The sequence below is a fragment of the Pseudenhygromyxa sp. WMMC2535 genome (assembly GCF_011083025.2).
The window spans coordinates 1-16460 of record NZ_JABJWV010000011.1; the positions used below are offsets into that span (position 1 = coordinate 1).

21 protein-coding genes are annotated in these 16460 nt (G+C 64.8%); 7 read left to right on the forward strand and 14 right to left on the reverse strand.

Annotated elements, in window-relative coordinates:
- Positions 1-38: 38 nt before the first annotated feature.
- From G6O69_RS37805 to G6O69_RS37855, 11 genes are all read right to left on the reverse strand, one after another.
- A complete protein-coding gene (locus G6O69_RS37805; protein WP_176397352.1) occupies positions 39-2072 on the reverse strand; it encodes a methyltransferase in 2034 nt (677 codons plus the stop codon).
- Positions 2073-2114: 42 nt separating this feature from the next.
- The gene (locus G6O69_RS37810) at positions 2115-2954 is read right to left on the reverse strand and encodes a hypothetical protein (RefSeq protein ID WP_172303329.1); all 840 of its coding nucleotides are present in this window, start codon (positions 2952-2954) and stop codon (positions 2115-2117) included.
- A gap of 28 nt (positions 2955-2982) precedes the next feature.
- Complete coding sequence (locus G6O69_RS37815) at positions 2983-3408, reverse strand: hypothetical protein (RefSeq protein ID WP_172303330.1); 426 nt, start codon at positions 3406-3408, stop codon at positions 2983-2985.
- Positions 3405-4151, reverse strand: coding sequence for a hypothetical protein (locus tag G6O69_RS37820; RefSeq protein WP_346017006.1), 747 nt, complete (start codon positions 4149-4151; stop codon positions 3405-3407). The genes G6O69_RS37815 and G6O69_RS37820 overlap by 4 nt, the downstream gene beginning before the upstream one ends.
- A complete protein-coding gene (locus G6O69_RS37825) occupies positions 4141-4962 on the reverse strand; it encodes a hypothetical protein (RefSeq protein ID WP_172302437.1) in 822 nt (273 codons plus the stop codon). The genes G6O69_RS37820 and G6O69_RS37825 overlap by 11 nt, the downstream gene beginning before the upstream one ends.
- A 3-nt stretch (positions 4963-4965) precedes the next feature.
- The gene (locus tag G6O69_RS37830) at positions 4966-5166 is read right to left on the reverse strand and encodes a peptidoglycan-binding protein (protein ID WP_172303331.1); all 201 of its coding nucleotides are present in this window, start codon (positions 5164-5166) and stop codon (positions 4966-4968) included.
- Positions 5163-5849, reverse strand: a complete 687-nt coding sequence (locus G6O69_RS37835) for a hypothetical protein (RefSeq protein WP_172302439.1) — start codon at positions 5847-5849, stop codon at positions 5163-5165. The genes G6O69_RS37830 and G6O69_RS37835 overlap by 4 nt, the downstream gene beginning before the upstream one ends.
- Complete coding sequence (locus G6O69_RS37840) at positions 5812-6270, reverse strand: hypothetical protein (protein ID WP_255215756.1); 459 nt, start codon at positions 6268-6270, stop codon at positions 5812-5814. The genes G6O69_RS37835 and G6O69_RS37840 overlap by 38 nt, the downstream gene beginning before the upstream one ends.
- Positions 6270-6869, reverse strand: coding sequence for a hypothetical protein (locus G6O69_RS37845; RefSeq protein ID WP_255215706.1), 600 nt, complete (start codon positions 6867-6869; stop codon positions 6270-6272). The genes G6O69_RS37840 and G6O69_RS37845 overlap by 1 nt, the downstream gene beginning before the upstream one ends.
- Positions 6866-7090: a hypothetical protein gene (locus G6O69_RS37850; protein ID WP_176396748.1), complete on the reverse strand. Its 225-nt coding sequence runs from the start codon at positions 7088-7090 to the stop codon at positions 6866-6868. The genes G6O69_RS37845 and G6O69_RS37850 overlap by 4 nt, the downstream gene beginning before the upstream one ends.
- Before the next feature lie 75 nt (positions 7091-7165).
- Positions 7166-7558: a hypothetical protein gene (locus tag G6O69_RS37855; RefSeq protein WP_172302440.1), complete on the reverse strand. Its 393-nt coding sequence runs from the start codon at positions 7556-7558 to the stop codon at positions 7166-7168.
- 365 nt (positions 7559-7923) lie between these two features.
- On the opposite strand from G6O69_RS37855, the gene G6O69_RS37860 reads away from it, so the two are divergent.
- From G6O69_RS37860 to G6O69_RS37880, 5 genes are all read left to right on the forward strand, one after another.
- On the forward strand, positions 7924-9051 hold the full coding sequence (locus G6O69_RS37860; protein WP_172303332.1) for a hypothetical protein: 1128 nt from the start codon (positions 7924-7926) through the stop codon (positions 9049-9051).
- 28 nt (positions 9052-9079) lie between these two features.
- Positions 9080-9292 carry a hypothetical protein gene (locus tag G6O69_RS37865; RefSeq protein ID WP_172303333.1) on the forward strand — a complete coding sequence of 71 codons (213 nt, stop codon included), beginning with the start codon at positions 9080-9082 and terminating at the stop codon, positions 9290-9292.
- On the forward strand, positions 9292-11253 hold the full coding sequence (locus G6O69_RS37870) for a hypothetical protein (RefSeq protein WP_172303334.1): 1962 nt from the start codon (positions 9292-9294) through the stop codon (positions 11251-11253). The genes G6O69_RS37865 and G6O69_RS37870 overlap by 1 nt, the downstream gene beginning before the upstream one ends.
- A gap of 14 nt (positions 11254-11267) precedes the next feature.
- Positions 11268-11696, forward strand: coding sequence for a hypothetical protein (locus G6O69_RS37875; protein WP_176396749.1), 429 nt, complete (start codon positions 11268-11270; stop codon positions 11694-11696).
- A 122-nt stretch (positions 11697-11818) separates the two neighbouring features.
- Entirely contained in the window at positions 11819-12346 is a 528-nt protein-coding gene (locus G6O69_RS37880; RefSeq protein WP_172303336.1) for a hypothetical protein, read from the forward strand.
- Here the strand turns inward: G6O69_RS37880 and G6O69_RS37885 are convergent.
- The gene (locus tag G6O69_RS37885) at positions 12307-13839 is read right to left on the reverse strand and encodes a serine/threonine-protein kinase (protein WP_255216210.1); all 1533 of its coding nucleotides are present in this window, start codon (positions 13837-13839) and stop codon (positions 12307-12309) included. The genes G6O69_RS37880 and G6O69_RS37885 overlap by 40 nt on opposite strands.
- A gap of 154 nt (positions 13840-13993) precedes the next feature.
- Here G6O69_RS37885 and G6O69_RS37890 point away from each other — a divergent pair, with 154 nt between their 5' ends.
- Positions 13994-14533: a sigma-70 family RNA polymerase sigma factor gene (locus G6O69_RS37890; protein ID WP_176396751.1), complete on the forward strand. Its 540-nt coding sequence runs from the start codon at positions 13994-13996 to the stop codon at positions 14531-14533.
- Positions 14534-14646: 113 nt separating this feature from the next.
- On the opposite strand, the gene G6O69_RS37895 is transcribed toward G6O69_RS37890, so the two are convergent.
- Together G6O69_RS37895 and G6O69_RS37900 are read right to left on the reverse strand one after the other, a co-directional pair.
- Positions 14647-15456, reverse strand: a complete 810-nt coding sequence (locus tag G6O69_RS37895; protein ID WP_172303339.1) for a hypothetical protein — start codon at positions 15454-15456, stop codon at positions 14647-14649.
- 69 nt (positions 15457-15525) lie between these two features.
- Entirely contained in the window at positions 15526-15852 is a 327-nt protein-coding gene (locus G6O69_RS37900) for a hypothetical protein (RefSeq protein ID WP_172303340.1), read from the reverse strand.
- A 145-nt stretch (positions 15853-15997) separates the two neighbouring features.
- Here G6O69_RS37900 and G6O69_RS37905 point away from each other — a divergent pair, with 145 nt between their 5' ends.
- A complete protein-coding gene (locus tag G6O69_RS37905; protein ID WP_172303341.1) occupies positions 15998-16438 on the forward strand; it encodes a hypothetical protein in 441 nt (146 codons plus the stop codon).
- Positions 16439-16460: the final 22 nt, after the last annotated feature.

A 16460-nucleotide genomic window follows, 5' to 3' on the forward strand; every position in this document is an offset into this window, starting at 1 on the left:
GTTGTCGCTGCGATGCTGGAGCCCGGCCGACGCGATCGCTACGAGGCGCCCACCGGCGCCAACATCCCCAGGGCGCGCTCGATGTGCTCGACATCTTGCTGACGCTCGAAGGGCGGGTTCATCACGATGCGGTCGTAGGGTCGCTCGGGCACGTGCGCGCAGAAGTCTCGCGCGATCACCTCAAAGCCGTCCTCACACAACATGTCCCGCAGCGTGGGACTCAGCTCGATCAGGTGTAGCGTCGCGTCCGGGTGACGGGCACGGATCTCCGAGGCCAACGCCCCCGCACCCGCCGAGGGCTCGAGCACGCGCATGCCCGCCTCGATCTCCGCGGCATCGACCACGCGCTTGGCGAGGTCTTCGGGGGTCGGGACAAACCCCGAGATGTTGATGTTCAGCAGCTTGCGCCCGCGGGCGTGCTTGGGATCCTCGCCCTTGGGAGCGACCGCGCAGCAGCCCAGGTACTCGCGCAGCGCGGCCTTGAGGGACACGGTGTCGGTGACCGAAAGCTTCGCCAGTCGGTCGCGGCTGCGCAGATCGTCGGCGAGCATCTCGGAGGGCAAGAAGACCTTGCGCTCGTGCTTCTTGGCGGCTTTGAGCAGGGCGCGGACGGCCTCGACATCCTCGGCGTCGAGCTCGGCCTTGTCGTCGCGCATCTTCTTGTGGAGGGCTCGCACGCGGGCGCGATCACCCGAGACACCCGAGAGCCCCTCGGTGGCCTTCAAGAGGTCATCGACGGCGTAGTTGGACGCACGAAGGGGCCTCAGCGTCGCAAACGCGATGTCCTCGGCAGCAGGCTTGGTGACGCTCGACGACGGGCGTCCTTCGCTACGCGCCCGCTCCCAGCCCGCGCGCCGAAGCTCGAGATCCAACGCCTTGACCTGGGTCTTGTTGGAGATCCGCGAGACATGCTCGAGCTCGCCAGCTTCGACTTCATCGGCGGCCCTGCGCAGAATCTCGGCGATCGCCAGCTCTCCGCGCGCCCGTTGCCGGACGCTGGCGGCTTGCTCGGCCCGCCGGTGGGTGTTCTCGAGGCGGTCGGTGTCGAGCTCGCGGCGCGCGGCGGCGGCGGCCTTGTCCGCGACCGCCCGCAGCTTTGCTGCGCGCTTGCTCGCGTCGGGCGTCCGACCTCGGGGCTTTGGCTTTGTCGCCTTCGTCTTCGCCCTCGCGCGTGAGGCCGTGGGAGTCTTTGGTGCCGGGGCGAGGGCTGGGACCGTCTTCAAGGCGTCGGCCTCGGGCTCGTGGTCGTAGTCCAGCACCGCAGGCACTCCTCGAAGGCGCAGCGCCTCCACGAGCTGCTCGACGCGCTCGCGCGGCTGAAAGGTGTCTCGTGTCCGCGGGACGTACCAAGCGCAGCCCTTCGGGAGCCGCCGGGACGGTTTGAGCCGATAAGGCACACGGATCTCCCGGATCTTCGCGCGGTGCGGGTAGGTCTCCCCGCACAAGATCACCCCTGCGATCCGCGAGTAGCGAACCACCACCTGCGTCGACATGTCCGCCGTCGACGAGGGCGGACCCAGCTGCTCACGCTGCGCGTCGATCAGCGCCTGGTCGGATGCGTGTCGCGCCCTCGCGGCTTCCTCGGCTTCACGCGCGAGCGAAGGGACCTCACGGTCGAGCTGCATCGCATAGTCTTTGGTGAAACCCATGGACGCCGTGTTGGGGTTCCACGTCCAGGAACCACGATGGTTGCGGATCCGACCTTGGTGATGGACCACCTGCTCGCGCAGCTGGAGGCGCACGGAGTCTGTGGGATCGCTGACGTAGGTGTAGCGTCCCCCCTGATGGGACTCCCAGCCGATCGCCCGTAGACGCGCGATGATCCGCCGGTTGGCCTCGTGCACCGTCTTGGGTCGCGGCAGGGCCGGCGCCTCGAACATGTCCCCGGGCCGCTTGATCGTCAGCACCTCGGAGGGCGGCCATGTCTGGCTGGGGGCGTCTTGCGCTTCGTCTCCGCGAAACCAGGCTCGAACTCGGTCTGTGCCCGCTTCGAGTCGACGGACTTCCTGCTCACCGACACCCGGAACCAAGACGACGTCTGCCATGCGCAGCTGCGCAGCTTCGATCTGCATCTCTCACCTCGTTGTCTCGTCGCCGGCCTCGCCGGCGAACGCTCAGTCGTCCAGCACGAAGTCCCAGCGGCCCACGAGGACCTTGCCGTGCATGGGATCGTTGTCGATCGCCCGCACCGTCACGTCTCCGCGCATGCTGCCCTCGGTGAACATGACCTGCTCGAGCAGGCCGTCTTCCCCGATGTGCTTCATCGTCGCCAGCTGTGGATCCACGTACCACTCCAGCTCCTTCGTGCGATAGGGGAGCTGAAAGTCGTAGGGCGTGCTCGGGTGGATCTTGTAGGTCTTCCCGGTCTCGGTGCTGGCCTTGAAGGTGTCCACGGGCTCACCCTTGCTCCCGTAGCCCTCGGCGGGCTGCGGACGACCGGCACCGAGCACGACGGAGCGCGGCACGTCGACGGCCATCCCCGCCCGCAGGCCGTGGCCCGCGTTGGTTCCGAAGTGCTCGGCGTAGCGGATCTCTCCGGTGACCCGCGCGCGGATCAGGGTCTTCTCGACCACGATCACGCTCGCCGAGATCAGTTCGCGTGCGGCCTTGTAGGCGCCGACCGGTCGGCTCTCGACCCCAAAGACGATCACGTCGCCAGTTTCGAGCTGGTCGAGCGTCTCCTCCGAGGGTGGCCAGCCGTCGCCGAGGATCTCATCGAGGGTCTCGGACTCCTCTTTGTTGAGCGCCTCGTCCCCGAGGAACTCGTACCCCAGGGTCTGCTTGGCGCCCCCAGGCGTTCGCGGGGGCGCGCTGGGAACGATGTCGGGGCTGTCCCCGTCCTCATTGGGGCTCGCTTGCCCGTTTTGGCGCCGCTTGTAGGCCCAGACGAGGCCACCGATGACGGCGGCTAATCCGACGCCGCCGGCGAGCCAGGCGATCCACTTCGTGCTCATGTCTGCATCCTCTTGCTCTCGATTCTCTTCAACACCTCGAACGCCCCTCCCAGCCCAAGGTGATCTGGCCGTGCACGCCTTCGACGATCTTCGTCAAGCGCACGGCCAAGACCATCAGGGATCCCTTGATCCCCACCGCGGGAAAGGCGGAGCCGTCGTCACTGCGATAGAACACCGGCTGATCCCCTGTGATGACCAAGGGCACCTGGTCGGGATCTGCGAGCGCGGCGTCGATCTCCTCGGTGGAGCTCGCTTCGTCGGTGACACGCTCTCGCGGCACCCAGGCCACGGTCAGCGTGGGCGCGTCGGGGGTGGGCGCGTAGGTCCCGGAGCCCTTGTCGAGGGTCACCAGCGCGATGAAGCGTAGGCCCGACATCTCGGGGGGAACGATCGCCGTGTGGAGGGCCTCGGACACGTCCCCGTCGAAGCGGCGAACCGTGGTCCAGCAGATCACGGCACCAGCTCCAGGCCGCCGCGGTAGTTGGGCCAGTCGAGGGGGACGGGCTGGTCGAGATAGTCCTCCCGCAAGCCGAGGGACTTCAGGGCCTTGGTCGCGTTCTTCCGGGAGGTCTGCGAGCGCGTCTTTTGCTCGTTGACGTCGCTCACCAGCGCAGGCGAGGCCATGCCGCGCTTGAGCGCCATGAAGGTGCGCGAGCGCTCGGGCAAGCTCGTGAAGCTCGACTTCCCGATCAACCGGCGGACGTACTCGAGGAAGAAGACCGTCGAGCGCCACGGGTTGAACACGTCGTAGGGGGTGACCTTGCCGCGGCGTAGCGCGTCGGTGTCCTGCCACGGCGCCAGCGCATTCGCCGGGAGCAGGCCATAGGCCCCGCCGCTACCAAAGACCCACATCTGCCTGGGATAGGGCGACTCGGCGTAGGCTTCTGCGTTGCGGTCGTAGGCGGACGCGGCCGCGTCGGCTTCGTTGAGCTGCTGGGCGCGCGAGGCGTTGCGGGGCTCGGCCCACGCAGGGAAGAGCTCGGGGCGGCCAAGGCCGGCCTTGGGGTTCCCGCGGCTCTCGGTGTAGCGCTGGATCGCCGCGAAGGGCCACAGCTCGCGGGGCGCCCCCGCTCGGCGCAGCAGGATCTCCCAGGCAGGCCGGCGCGCGCTGATGACCATGGCCCCGAGCAACCCGCCGAGGGTGACGCCGCCGAGGGCCGCCCAGGCCCACCCTGGGATCTCGAGATCACCGCTCACGATTGCCCTCGCGGGTGAGCAACACCGCGGTGCCCACGGCCCCGCTCACCACCACGGTGACCCCGCCCACGATCCACCAGTACGCTCGCTTCCATGCGGACTGGGCGTCTTCGGCGGTATCCCGCACCTCGTCCGAGAGCGCTTCGGCGGCGTCCTCGGCGACGCGATCCACGACCGCGAGGGCCGTCATGACACGACCGACAAAGCCCTCGCTCATGTCCTCGGCGTGCTGCTCGAGGATCCCGATCTGGTTGGAGAAGTACAGGTGCATGATCGCGTCCGGCACGGGGCCTGCCCCCGATCGACGCTTGATCAAGCCCAGGTAGATCTCGTCGGTGTCCCTGCTGGTCTCGGGCAGCACGAGCAGGGTCTGCTTGTAGCCCTTGAGCCGCTTGAGATAGGCCAGATACTCGCTTTGAAAGCGGTCAAACTCCGACTCGGGGATCGTCTTGGCCGCGAGGGAGTCCCAAAACTCGAGCTGCAATTGGTGCAGGCGCATGGACTCGGCCGCGACCTGCTCGACCAGGGCGAGCATGCGACCAGCCGTGCGCTCCTCGGGATCGTCGAACTCCATCCACAGCTGGTCGAGAACCTCGGTGTAGTGGGGAGCCTCGAGCTCGCCGAGGACCGGCGGCTGCCCGGGTTCGAGAGCCTGGAGGTCGATGTCGTCGAGCTCGTAGACCTCGTCGTGTGGCGGGCTCGCGCCCAGGCTCTGTGCCGGGACGAAGGGGATCACCTCGGGGCCGAGGCTCGGCTCTAGCGACGCCGTCGCCACGGAGGGTTGAATGAGCAGGTCCACGAAGTCGGGCATGGCTCAGTCTCCGTCGCGGGTCAGGATGAACATCGTGCGGACCTCGTAGGCGAGGTCGATCGCTTTGGCGGTTGCGGCGTCGAAGCGCCCCGTGAGAGGGAGCAGGCGCTTGGGCGGCAAGCGGTTGTAGTCGCGTTGAAAGCGCTCCATCTCCTTGGCGGTCGTCCCGTAGCCGAGGGCCTCGAGCTTGCGTCGGCTGTTCATCGCTTCGACTCCTCTCGCATCTTGGTGAACTTGACGAGGTTGGTCAGCGCGTTGCGGATCGCAATCTCGATGGCGCGCAAGGTGTACTTCCCGGGGATATCGTCGACGCTGAGCAGCCCGCGATACATCGCCAGCTTCTCCGGACTCTTCACGGACTTCGGCAAGCTGATCTTGCCGGTGTCGATCGCCTTGATGACCCGGTTCCAGTCGGTTTGAAAGCGCTGGACCTCGCCGTGGGTCTCCTCGTAGCCGACGAGGGGCGCAGCCTCGAACTCGACGTCATAGCCGAGGGACTTGAGCGCCAGGCGGACCGCCGCCGGCGAAGGAAAGAGCGAGGTGTTGTACCCCTCTGCATCTCCGCTCATGTTGGGTGGGTTCCCGATCGCAATGGTCGAGCTCTTGGAGCCGCCGCCGGAGTTGCTCTCCCCGCCGCCGCTTTGATCTCCGCCGCTGTCCGCAGGGTCGTCGATCACGATCGTGCTCGGATCCCCCCACCAGCCGGCACGCTCGCCGAGCTTGTAGAGGCCAAAGGCGACGAGCCCCGTGCCCGCGGCCGCGCCGAGGCCCGCCGCGACCACCCCACCAGAGGACCTGCGGACGTCGACGCGCGCCGGCTCGTCGGTCTTGGGGCGAGTCGCCGGGAGGTCAGCGCGGGCTGTCTTGGCGCCCTGCGTGGGTGTCATCGCCGGCCTGTCCTTCGCTTTGTCCGCAGCAGCACTGCTCTTTGCCATGGTCTTGCTCCTTCGTCTCACTCTCGAACTTGCTCAGCGGATCCGCGACCGCGCCGTCTTCACGCTGATAAGCCAGGCGTTGCCCGTCGATCAGCACCACGCGGCAGGCCACGCCCTGCGCGAGCTCGCGGCCCATGGAGTAGGCCACGATGCTCGCGGGCGAAGCCTGCCTTGCCTCGAGCAGGCGCTTGGCGTCGCGCAGCGGGGCTTCCCGATCGAGCTCGCAGCCAGCACACTGCGCGCAGCAAGGCGAGTCCTCGGGCTGCTCACGCACGAACTGACGCGCGTTGAGCTTGGCGAGGGCTTCGGTGAAGAACACCGCCCCCTCGCTGAGCAGCTGCTCACCGACAAGCTCGATGGGGAAGCGGATCATCACTTCGCCCCGCTGCTCTCGATCGTGATCCCAGACTCTCGCAGCCAGGTGCCCAGCTTGCTGAAGAGCTGATCGGACAGGCCGATGTTGTCCTGAAGGTAGCGAAGCCCGGCGTAGCCACCGATCGCCCCGAAGAAGGTGGCCTGGAAGAGCTGGCTCTTGTCGCCAGTGAGGTTGGAGACCGTGATCTGAAAGCCCTTGCTGCTGTCGACGGGGCCGATGTCTGGGGGGAAAGGGTTGAAGGGCGTCTTGAGGGGCTCCCAGTCGAAGCTGTCGGGGTCGCGTGTGGTCGTGATCCCCGTTCCCGTGAGTCCCGCGGCACGGTCGTCTCGGCGCGTGATCGCCTCGATCCGAATATCCGATCCCGACAAGTGGGCGACCATGGCGACGGGCAGGAGCCGGACGTTGGGCTTGACCTCATGGCTCACGCGTGTGCCAGGGGCCAAGGCGATCTCGACCTCGAAAGGCACGACGCAGCCAAAGGCAAACTCGCTGGGGCAGACCATCTTGCGCTCCATGGCCTCCTGCGCGGCTTCGAGGCCGTAGGGCGAGCCTGGTGTGGTGCAAGGGAGAAGACTGTTGAGATGGGATCCGATCATGACTTGGCCTCTTGGTTCAGTGGGGACTGGGTTTCAGGGGCGAACTCGGCGAGGAGGGTCTCCAGCTTGGCGCAGCGAGCCTCCAGCCCAGCGACGCGCACGTCGACGTTGGAGATCTGCAGCTCCAGCTGCTCGTCGCGGGTCTTCTTCTCGTCTTGAGCGGCCAAGATCATCTCGGCCCGACGGTCGCGGCCTGCTTGCTTGGCCTGCTTGCGCTGCATCTTTCGCTGTTCGAGGGGGCGCTCTTGTGTCTGGGTTTTGGTCATGGGTCTACCTTTGTGGGTGCGCATGCGCGCTCAGGGGTCGAGGATCGCGTTGCGGGCGAGGATCGCCAGCTGGCAGTGCAAGAACTCCTTGCCTCCCCGGCTGAGAACCTGGGCCGCAGGGTGCTTGGGGGCCATGAAGCTGAGCACCTTCGAGGCGCCGCCGATCAAGAAGTTCGCTGCGGCGCCAGCAGGCACGGAGCCCAGATGCACCGTGGACAAGCTGCCCGCGCACACGCTCGTGGCCACCTCCAGGCCCTCGGCCGTGCGGTGAAACAAGAGCGAGCGGCGCTCATCTTCGGCCTCTCGTCGAGCGCACTCGAGACCAAAGGCCGTGGCCTCGGTCTCTTCGGTGAGCCTCACCATTTCGGCGTCGAGGCTGTCGAGCATCTCCTCGCGCGTCGCCAACTGACTACTGACTGCCATGGCAACAAACTGGGCTGGTTTTCGCAAAGCGTCAACATGCCCGCGGGTCTGCATGTGTCCAGATTATTCGCGGCCAGGTCATGCACATGCCTTTTGGCGTGCCATCGCCAGGGGTTGTCGAAAACCGGCAAATGTTCCCGCTTTTGAGAGCCTCGAGGTCACCGCCTGGTTTTTTCGTTTGTGTTTCAGGCCTTCCGGTCTATTCGATTCTCTATTGCCCGGTCTATTATCCGGTCTATTGTCCGGTCTATTCGTGCTCATAGATCCTCGAATTAGACAGCGGAGAGGAAAAATAGACTTTTGCCGTTGACCTTTGCCCAGGGTTCCCTCAGCTTGGTGTTCGTCGCTCGTTAGAAGGAGAGAACATGACGGTGAAGAAACGGGAGGCGTCCGCGCCGAACGAGTGGATCGATGCGCTCGTCGCCCACGACGAACAACTGCTCCGAGTACGGCTGCTGTGGCGGCGAGGCTCGAGCCGGTACCGGCCGATGGTCTCGCCGGCGCTGGACCTGTCCGAGTTCGAGGGGGCACCCGTAAGGACCTGGGAGGGCTTCGAGCTCTCGGATACCCACTTCGAGTGGCCGCCCGGCGAGGACGAGGATCCGCAGGAACTTCGCGAGCAGGCGCGGCTCATCGTCGAGGGGCTGTGGCGCCGCTGTGTCCACTGGGCCCGCGGCCTCGACTCGCGCTGCGACTTCCAGCTGCGCGGCTACGGAGAAGACGGTGCCGTGCTCTTCGAGGTCTCACGCCGCGTCGAGGGCGGGCGAGGCCCCAGCGAGGAGATGGGCGAAGAGGAGCACTCCCCACCGCAGGATCGGTTTGGAGACGACTTCGAGCGCATCAACGCGATCAAGGACGAGCTGCTCCTCAAGCTCACCGAGGAGCGCAACCACTCGTTCTCGCTCGCGCAAAAAGCGTCGGCCGCCGCGCCCGAGCTGATCTCGAGCACCCGGGCGATCCTCGAGCGGGCGATCGAGTACGAACAGGAGCAGGTGCGAGGGCTGCTCGACCAACACACCGGGCGGACCGAAGCCCGCGCCCGCGCCTTCGAGGCCAAGCAGCAGACCCAGCGTCGGGGGATGACCCTGGAGTTCCTGCGCTACGCAGTCGACGCCACGTTGACGACGGTCGTGCCCACGGCACGGGCGATGTTCGAGAACTGGGCCAACCGCTCCATGCAGGTGTTCCCTGAGTTTCGATGCGCACAGCAAGCGCTGGCCTATGTGGGGATGACACTGACGCAGCCGCAGCTATGCAAGCTCTTCAATGACAATCGCAACGCGATCGAAGGCTTCATGGTGTTGGTGGAGGAAGCTGCAAAGATGGAAGACGAACGCGAGGCGCTCTTGCACTTGCGTGGGATGAGTAAGGTATTTGTGACCAAACGATTCTTGGAGATTGGAACGCCCGAGCAGCAGCTCGCGGGGCGCTACATCGTGGGCCGGTTGGCCATGTACAGGTTGGGGGACTATGGCGAGCCAGCGCAAGAGTAGCTCTGAAGGGCGGCTCGGTCCGACGGTCTTGGAGCTCGAGGCGGGCGAGCTCGAGGGGCTCACCTGCGAGGACCTCGAGCGGGCCTTGGGGTTCGAGGAATTCGAGGACGAAGAAGCCCTCGCGCTCGCGCTCTTCGGCGATCTCGTCGAGATCGTCGACACGCCACGGCCCGCGCCCTCGAGCGGCGGTGAAGGACTCAAGGTGACCCAGGTCGGACCTGGGCGACGGGAGAAGGACTGATGTTGTTGCGACCAGCCGAGACCTACATCAGCGAGGTCACCAAGCGAGCCGAGCGAGTATTTCCCCAGGGGTCCGAGTGGCTCACCTTTGCCAGCAAGATGCCGGGCAAGGAGGTGCTTCAAAACTCCGTGCTCGATCCCGCCGTGGGGCTCGTGGGGGAGCTGGCGATGCAAGCCTTCGCCTCGGCGGATTGGCAAAACTGGATCTCGAGCATGCAGATCGGGGTCTATGAGCTGGCGACCCGAGTGGGGCTCCCAGCGCTGGACAAGGTCGACCTCGGCGGCGCCGTGGCGACCGTCTACGGGAACATCACCCGGACGCTCGACGCCTTCGGCAACTTCGAGAACGCCGAGGAGGTGCTCCCGACGCTGCTCAAGGACATGGGCTTGCAGGTCTTGCAGTTGATCGCCGCGAACACGGGGATCATCGCGCGGACGATCGCGCAGGTGATCGCGGTGGCGGTGTGGGCGGTGGACGTGGGGATGGCCATCCGGGCGGAGGAGCTGGGCAAGGACGTGGTGTTGCCGCCGCTCCAGACCGACGACCCCGCGACGGACTCGTGGCAGGTCAACCGCGTGTTCGAGGTCTTCAGGGAGCTGGGGACCGGCGGGATCGTGTATCCCGACGGCAAGATCGAGCCAGCCTACAACGCCGACTACACCTCGCTATACTTGCCGGCCTATCGCCACGATCAGCCTTGGACCTTTCAGCATCGCGAAGATGGGATCGCCGCGCAGCAAGGGACCCCGCAGGTTGCACGGGGGCCGAAGGGCGACACGGAGTTCAGCTTCGACCCCGGCGATGGATCGACCTTCGGGTTCATGCCAGGCACGATGGTGACGCTGCGGGTGTTGCAGGCGTCGTATCGCTTCTACTACTCGGTGCGCGGGACGTCGGTGGATCGCTACACCTTGAGGTGCAAGGGCGTGGACAAGCCCTGCTACAAGGGCGTGAAGACCTTCGACGGGAGCCGAGACTGCCGGCAGTGCGTGGACCCGGAGTCGGTGTGGCCGACGGAGGGGGTCGGGTGGGCCTACGGCGGGGCTCCGCTCAACGCGTCGACCCCTGGGGAGAACGTGGGGGCGTTCTATCCATCGACGAACAAGTTGTTGCTCAACACTCTCGACATGATCTCCCGGCCGGGGCCACTGCTCTATACGCTGGACACCGACAAGATGCTGACTCAGTGGAAGAGCTCCTTCGAGTTTTTCTGGGAATTCGCTGCCGAGGAGTGGCTTCACTATAAAGGCCAAGGCTGGCGGGGACTGATCTCCAGGCTGGCAACGCTGATGACATCCTTCGACGGGAAGACCGGGCCCGAGCTGGGGGGACGGGAGCCCGACATGCCGCTCGGGCTGATCGCGTCACCGCGGGAGGACAGCACGTTCTCGATCCCCTTCGAGGCGTCGGTGTTCTCGAGGATCATCAAGCCGTTTTGCGAGGACCTGCGAGCGCTCCAGGCCCACTACCTCGACTCTTTTCAAGTCGCCTACGTCCCGCCAGGAGCAGGCGCGCTCTACCATCCCGGCGGCAAGCTGCGCTCCACGGCGCTCGCCGACCGCTTCATGGATGCTCGGCGAGCGCTCCTCAACGACGGCAAGCGGATGCTCATCGACCTCCGGCAGGTGAGCGATCCCGAGTACCGCGCGGAGCTCGAGGCCGTCGGGGTCAAGGCATCGCCGGTCAATCCCTTGCTCAAGGGTCCGGGGGTCGATGGCCACCAGCTGCTCGCACCCGATATCAGGCCACCGAGGGCGCCCCGACGGCCGCAGGTCGTTGGGCGACCCACCCTCACCAGTGCGAACGAAATCGCGGCTAAGGCGCCCCGCGTCCCGATGAACACAGCCGGCCGGAGCCGTTGGCGTCGGGCGGTCACCGTGGGTGTTGGCGTGAGTAGCGCGGCCGTGCTTGCTGGTGCAACACTCAGGCTCAGCCGTTCTAGCGAAGATCAGGAGGGATAGCCTACCATGGCACCATGCCAAGGCGCCTATGCCGCATGTTTCTGATGGCCTCGCTTTCTTGCGTCGCATGCCAGCAGCCCCCCGATGTCTCGGAGGAACTCGAACTCTACGCGAGCCTCCAAAACATGGCGTTCGCAGAGATCTGTGAATGCCCGGAGGACGTGCTCTACGCGAGCATACAGGCATGTGCGGACGCACTCTATCTTCGAGCTGAAGACCGCGAGTGTCTCGCCGACTCGCTCGAGGGCTTCGAGGAGGAGGGCAAGCGCTACCTCGACTGTGCAAATCCGGTAGTGGAAGAGTACGGCAACTGTCTGAGCATGAACCCAGGGTGCGAAGCCGGCTGGTACGATGACTGCACTGTCGCCTACCAGGACGCCATCGAGATGTGTCCCGAGCTGCCCGATGGTGCTCGAAACAAGTTCATCACCTGCGACTTGTAGCGCCTGATTCGTGCGGTGGCCTCGCGGCTGAGCTCTTTGAGCTTTGGCCAGAGGCTTGCTCGAGTTCCTCTCGCCTTCAGAGCTCGAAGTGGGCTACCTTTGGCCCTTAGAGGAAGCCCATCATGATCAGGAACAACACGCTCATACTCGCCTTTGCCCTGGGACTACTGCTGCCAGCCTCGGCCTTGGCCTCGCTTCCGGATCTTTGCGACGACGTCTACCTCGATGAGATCGGCGCACCAGTCACCGACAGCGAGGGCACCAGGCTCTCTCGCTTTTGCAAGTGGACCGGGCCCGACGCGCCGCTGTGGGCCGACCACGTGTGCTGCTCGATCGGCGCGAGCGCGAGCTGTACGGCCACCGACGAGAACGGGCGATGCACGACAGGCATCAAGATGTGGTGCGACTACGGGGAGAAGAACAACGGGGAGGTCGTGTGCTACCAGCCCTTCGACGATGCCTGCGATCGAGGGTTCTGTGATGTGGCGCCCTCGGGGAGTTCATCTCTTGTATATACGGTTCCGCTGTGCTGCTACTCGAGCAGTAACGAGTGCTACGAGCTCAGCTTCGCTGAAATATGTGGAGGGTTCTTCGTTCACTGCGATTCGCCTTATTCAAACATAGATGGGACAGCGGGCTGTGAAGAGTAGTCGCATCGCTCTCCAACTGCATTGGCGATTGCGCAGTATTGCTGCAACCTCGCCAGATCGATTTCGCCTGCACTTTCGAGCAAAGACGCGGCTTGACTCCTGGCCATGGATGCTCGCCTCCAATCCTCGGTATACTCCCATGACTGAGATGCCCCCTCCGCGATCCAGCCTGCAATGATGTAGTTGGCGGGTGTCGGGGATAACTCGAGAATCTCGTTTGAGATCGCCTCTGAGAAAAGACTGTGGGCACGGGGAAGAGTCCGTTGAAGGAGCTCTCGGCTCAACAGCCAGTGGCTATAACACTCTTGTGTTTTCCCCGCAGATGCCGCGTTCCACGCCTCCAGGTTCTCATGTAACCCCACCCACCACCTGGGGACCGAGGGCAGCGGCAGGACCGGCGAGGAATCCTCACTGCCAGGCACATCTCCGAGCTTGGTTACCGCAAATCCTCCCAGGGAGGCCAAGAGCAGACCCCCAAGGAGCACCTGCCCCCACATCGAACGCCTGCGCGTCTTCCGCTCCAGTGCCTCTCGCTCCGCGCTCTCGAGCTCGGCGAGCAGGGCCTCCATGCTCGGGTGCCTGTCTTGCGCTCGCCAGGCCAGCCCCCGAAGCAACGCAGCCCGGACCCGCGGAGGGATCCCCGGCAGGGCTCTGTCTCCGGCCGCCAACTCCCCGGCCTCCATGGCCTCGAGCACGGCGATGCGTGTCCCTCCACCAAAGGGCAGCGTCCCATAGAGCGCCCCGTAGACCGCCGCACAAAACGAGAACTGATCGGACTGTGCATCCCCAGGACCCCCGATCACGCGCTCGGGCGCCATGTAGCCGGTCGTCCCCCCAGGCTTCTGCTCCGACTCAACGCCCCGGGGCATCGACGCCGCCAGGCCCAGATCCGCCACGCACACGCGCCCATCGTCCCCGAGCAGCAGGTTCTCGGGCTTGAAGTCGTTGTGGACCAAGCCGGCCGCGTGGATGGCGATCAGACCACGAGCCGCCAGGCCGTAGACATAGAGCACCTCCCTCCAGTGGCGCGGATCCCAGTGCGCGGCGTCCTGACCACGGATGAACTCCATCACCACGTAGAGGTGGCCCTCGTACTCGCCGACGTCGAACACGGAGACCACGTTGGGGTGCGAGAGGCGAGCCAGGGCCTGCGCTTCCTGAAGCATCCGCGCGTCCTCGCTGGGCATCGCGTCGGTCCACAGCTTGAGCGCCACCATGCGCCCGAGCGTGGAGTCCCAGGCCCGGAACACCACGCCCATGCCCCCATGGCCGATCTCCCAGAGCAGCTCGAAGCGCCCGATGGCCACGTGCTCCCCGTCACCCAGCACGGCACTCAGATGACGCTCATCGACCTCGCGTCGCAGCTCTCGCCAGGGTCCCTCGGCGTAGCGATCCTTGCCCTCATCGGCGGCGCGGGGACGATCGATCGCGTCATCGGGGCCGAAGACCTTGGCGTACTCGCGCTCGATCACCTCGAATTCCTCGGGCGTCATCGGCACGTATTGCTCTTCGGAATGGTACTTGATCTCCACGAGGGACCCCGGGGCGCCAATCCTACACCAACGTGCATGGACCTTGGTACAGTTTCGCGTCGGTTGCAGTCAGTGATAGCGTTTGATGGTGAACGACGAAGGGTTGGCCAAGCGTTTGGAAAAACTCAGAGTCGACACGCTCGCCCAAAAGCCCGGTGCCAGTCAGGCGCTGGGCAAGGTGCTCGCCGAGGAGCTCGAGCGCATGCTGGGTTCTGGGGATCTCACTCATGACGCCTTCTTGGCTGTCTGGGAGAAGATCTGGTCCTTCGAGCCTCGGCAGGAAGACTCCCTTCTGCGCTGGCTGCGGGTGACTGCAAAGAACAAGCGCCTTCAAGCCCACCAGAGCCAGGTCAGGCGGCCCTGGGTGCAGCTCGAGGCCGAACCACTGGCGCGAGACAAGAGCCCCAGTCAGGAGCTCGAGATGCAGGAGCAGGCGAGCCGCTTGGAGAGCGCTGTGGCCAAGCTCGGCTCGATCTTCGTGCGTGCGCTTCGGCATCGCCTCGCGGGAGGTCGCCCCGAAGCGCTCGCGCAGGCCGAGTCCATCCAGCTGAGCACGGCTCGGTGGCGCATGGGGGAGGTGGTTCGTCAGCTCCGGCGACTGCTCGATGAGAGCCAGAGGAAGCCCCGGGTTTCTCTAAGCAGCTCCTCGTCCTGAAGGCGCACTCCCCAGCAACCATGCGCATCTGCATACAGCGATGCTGCACATCCTCTGCCCCCCCTCTTGGGGGGAACGAGTTTGCCATCACGAACTATTTTTCAGTCAATTTATCAATACGTAGAAGGACCGAGGGCTTGGAGGATCGTCTGACAAGCGTAGGGAATCGTGTCTTTGCAGTGTTGCGTTGTCGGGCTACACCACCCGTAGTCCCCACCGAGCGGCGGGTCACAACTGTAGTAGTCCTTGGGGTCGCAGGGATCACCAAAGTCCAACCGAGGTGTGCAAATACCCTCGCCATCCTCCTGGAGACCTTGGCAGAACCCGAAGTGGCAACCGAAGACATGCGTGCAAGGTTCATCGCACTCCGCCCGCTGCCGACAAACACCCTCATCACAGTAGAGATATTCATTGAAGCAATTGTTTGTTAACGCTTCAGAGCAGATGTCCCCTTCTGACTTGAAGTCTGGAAAAGGCGGGTCATTGTCACACACGCCGGTGACAAAGTAGCAGTCCACTCCCTCCACGCAGGTGTCAGTGGGGTTCATGTCTCCAAAGAGCGCGTTGGGAATGCAAGATTCCCCCTCGACAGCCGAGCCGTAAAACGCTGCACAATCGGGAAAGAGGTCCCTCGCTTCTTGGGGAGTGCCACAGCTCTCATAGGCGCCGCTTGCCAAAAAGGCGTCAAAGCACTCCTGGTCGAAGTCGCGCAGCCCCCCAGCGATGGCATCGAACTGCTCGGCCACCACGACCTCGCAGGCTTCGGAAGATTCGAAGTAGCCACAGCCACAGTCCTGAACCGAAGCACAGAGCGCCTCAGCGTAGCGCTGCGCCGTACCATCGGGAATCGGCTCGGGAATCGGGCGCTCCGAGCAGCTCAGGCCCAGCAGGGGAAGAAGCACCCAGCGTAGACGTAGGCTCACGGCGCTACCTCATAGCGAAGGTTCAGTGCGACTCCATCACGCTCAATTTGAATTCCCATATTCTCTAGATTATAGATGGAATCCGCACAAAAAGACAACCTCCCAGTCATCCGGCCCAGGATCATCCTTGGTCTGTAGCAAGCACTGCTCGGGGTGATTGCAGTCCGTGCTGCACACCTGCTCGATCAGACTACCAGCCTCGTCATCGCCACCACCAAACGCTCCTCCACAGGCTGGCAGCAGAACCGAAGAGGTCAGCAGAAGAAGTGAGAGATTTTTTCTTTGGACTTCCGGCACATGAGCATGCTGCCACCAGACATATTTACGATTAACGAGTTGCTCGGTGTCAGGGGCCGCACTCTTCGGCGTCACGAGATACTGGTGCAAGGACATCATTTCGTGTGTCCAACTCGAACTTGCGCCCATCTCCTTCTTAGAGTCGTAGAAGCAAGCCAAGCGCCCCCGTCCGGGGAGTGACTTTACTCTCGTTCCGCTTCCCAGATTTGGGCCATCACTTCGAGGGGTTTGGTGACCTAAAGGCGTGAGCCTGGAAGCCCTTCTCGAAGACGGTCAGCGCAGCGCGGTGCTCCGCGTCATCTATGGTCATCCGGAGATCAGCCTCGGCGAGCTCGCCAGCTTCGTCATGAGCGACGACCCCCTGGCTCCGGTCCTCAGAACCCTGACGATCGATGAGCTCCTTCAGGTGAGCCGCACTGCGCAGGGCGGCGACTCCGACCCGTCAGCGATCGACTACGCCCGCCTGGGGCGCGCCAAGAAGGCCACCGGGGAGGACTTCGATGAGCTCGCCATCGAGGTGCTCACCGCAGCTGGACGGCCTGTCGCGGCGGCCTACCTGCGAACTCGCCTCGGGGGCCCTCGCTGGAAGCTGCAAGCGTCGATGCGCCGTCTCGAGGCCGCGGGGGTCGTGCGGCGTCACGGTCAGACCAGCGGAACACGCTGGGGGTTGGTAGAGCGTTCCTAGTTGGGCCCCTCCTGCGTGCCTG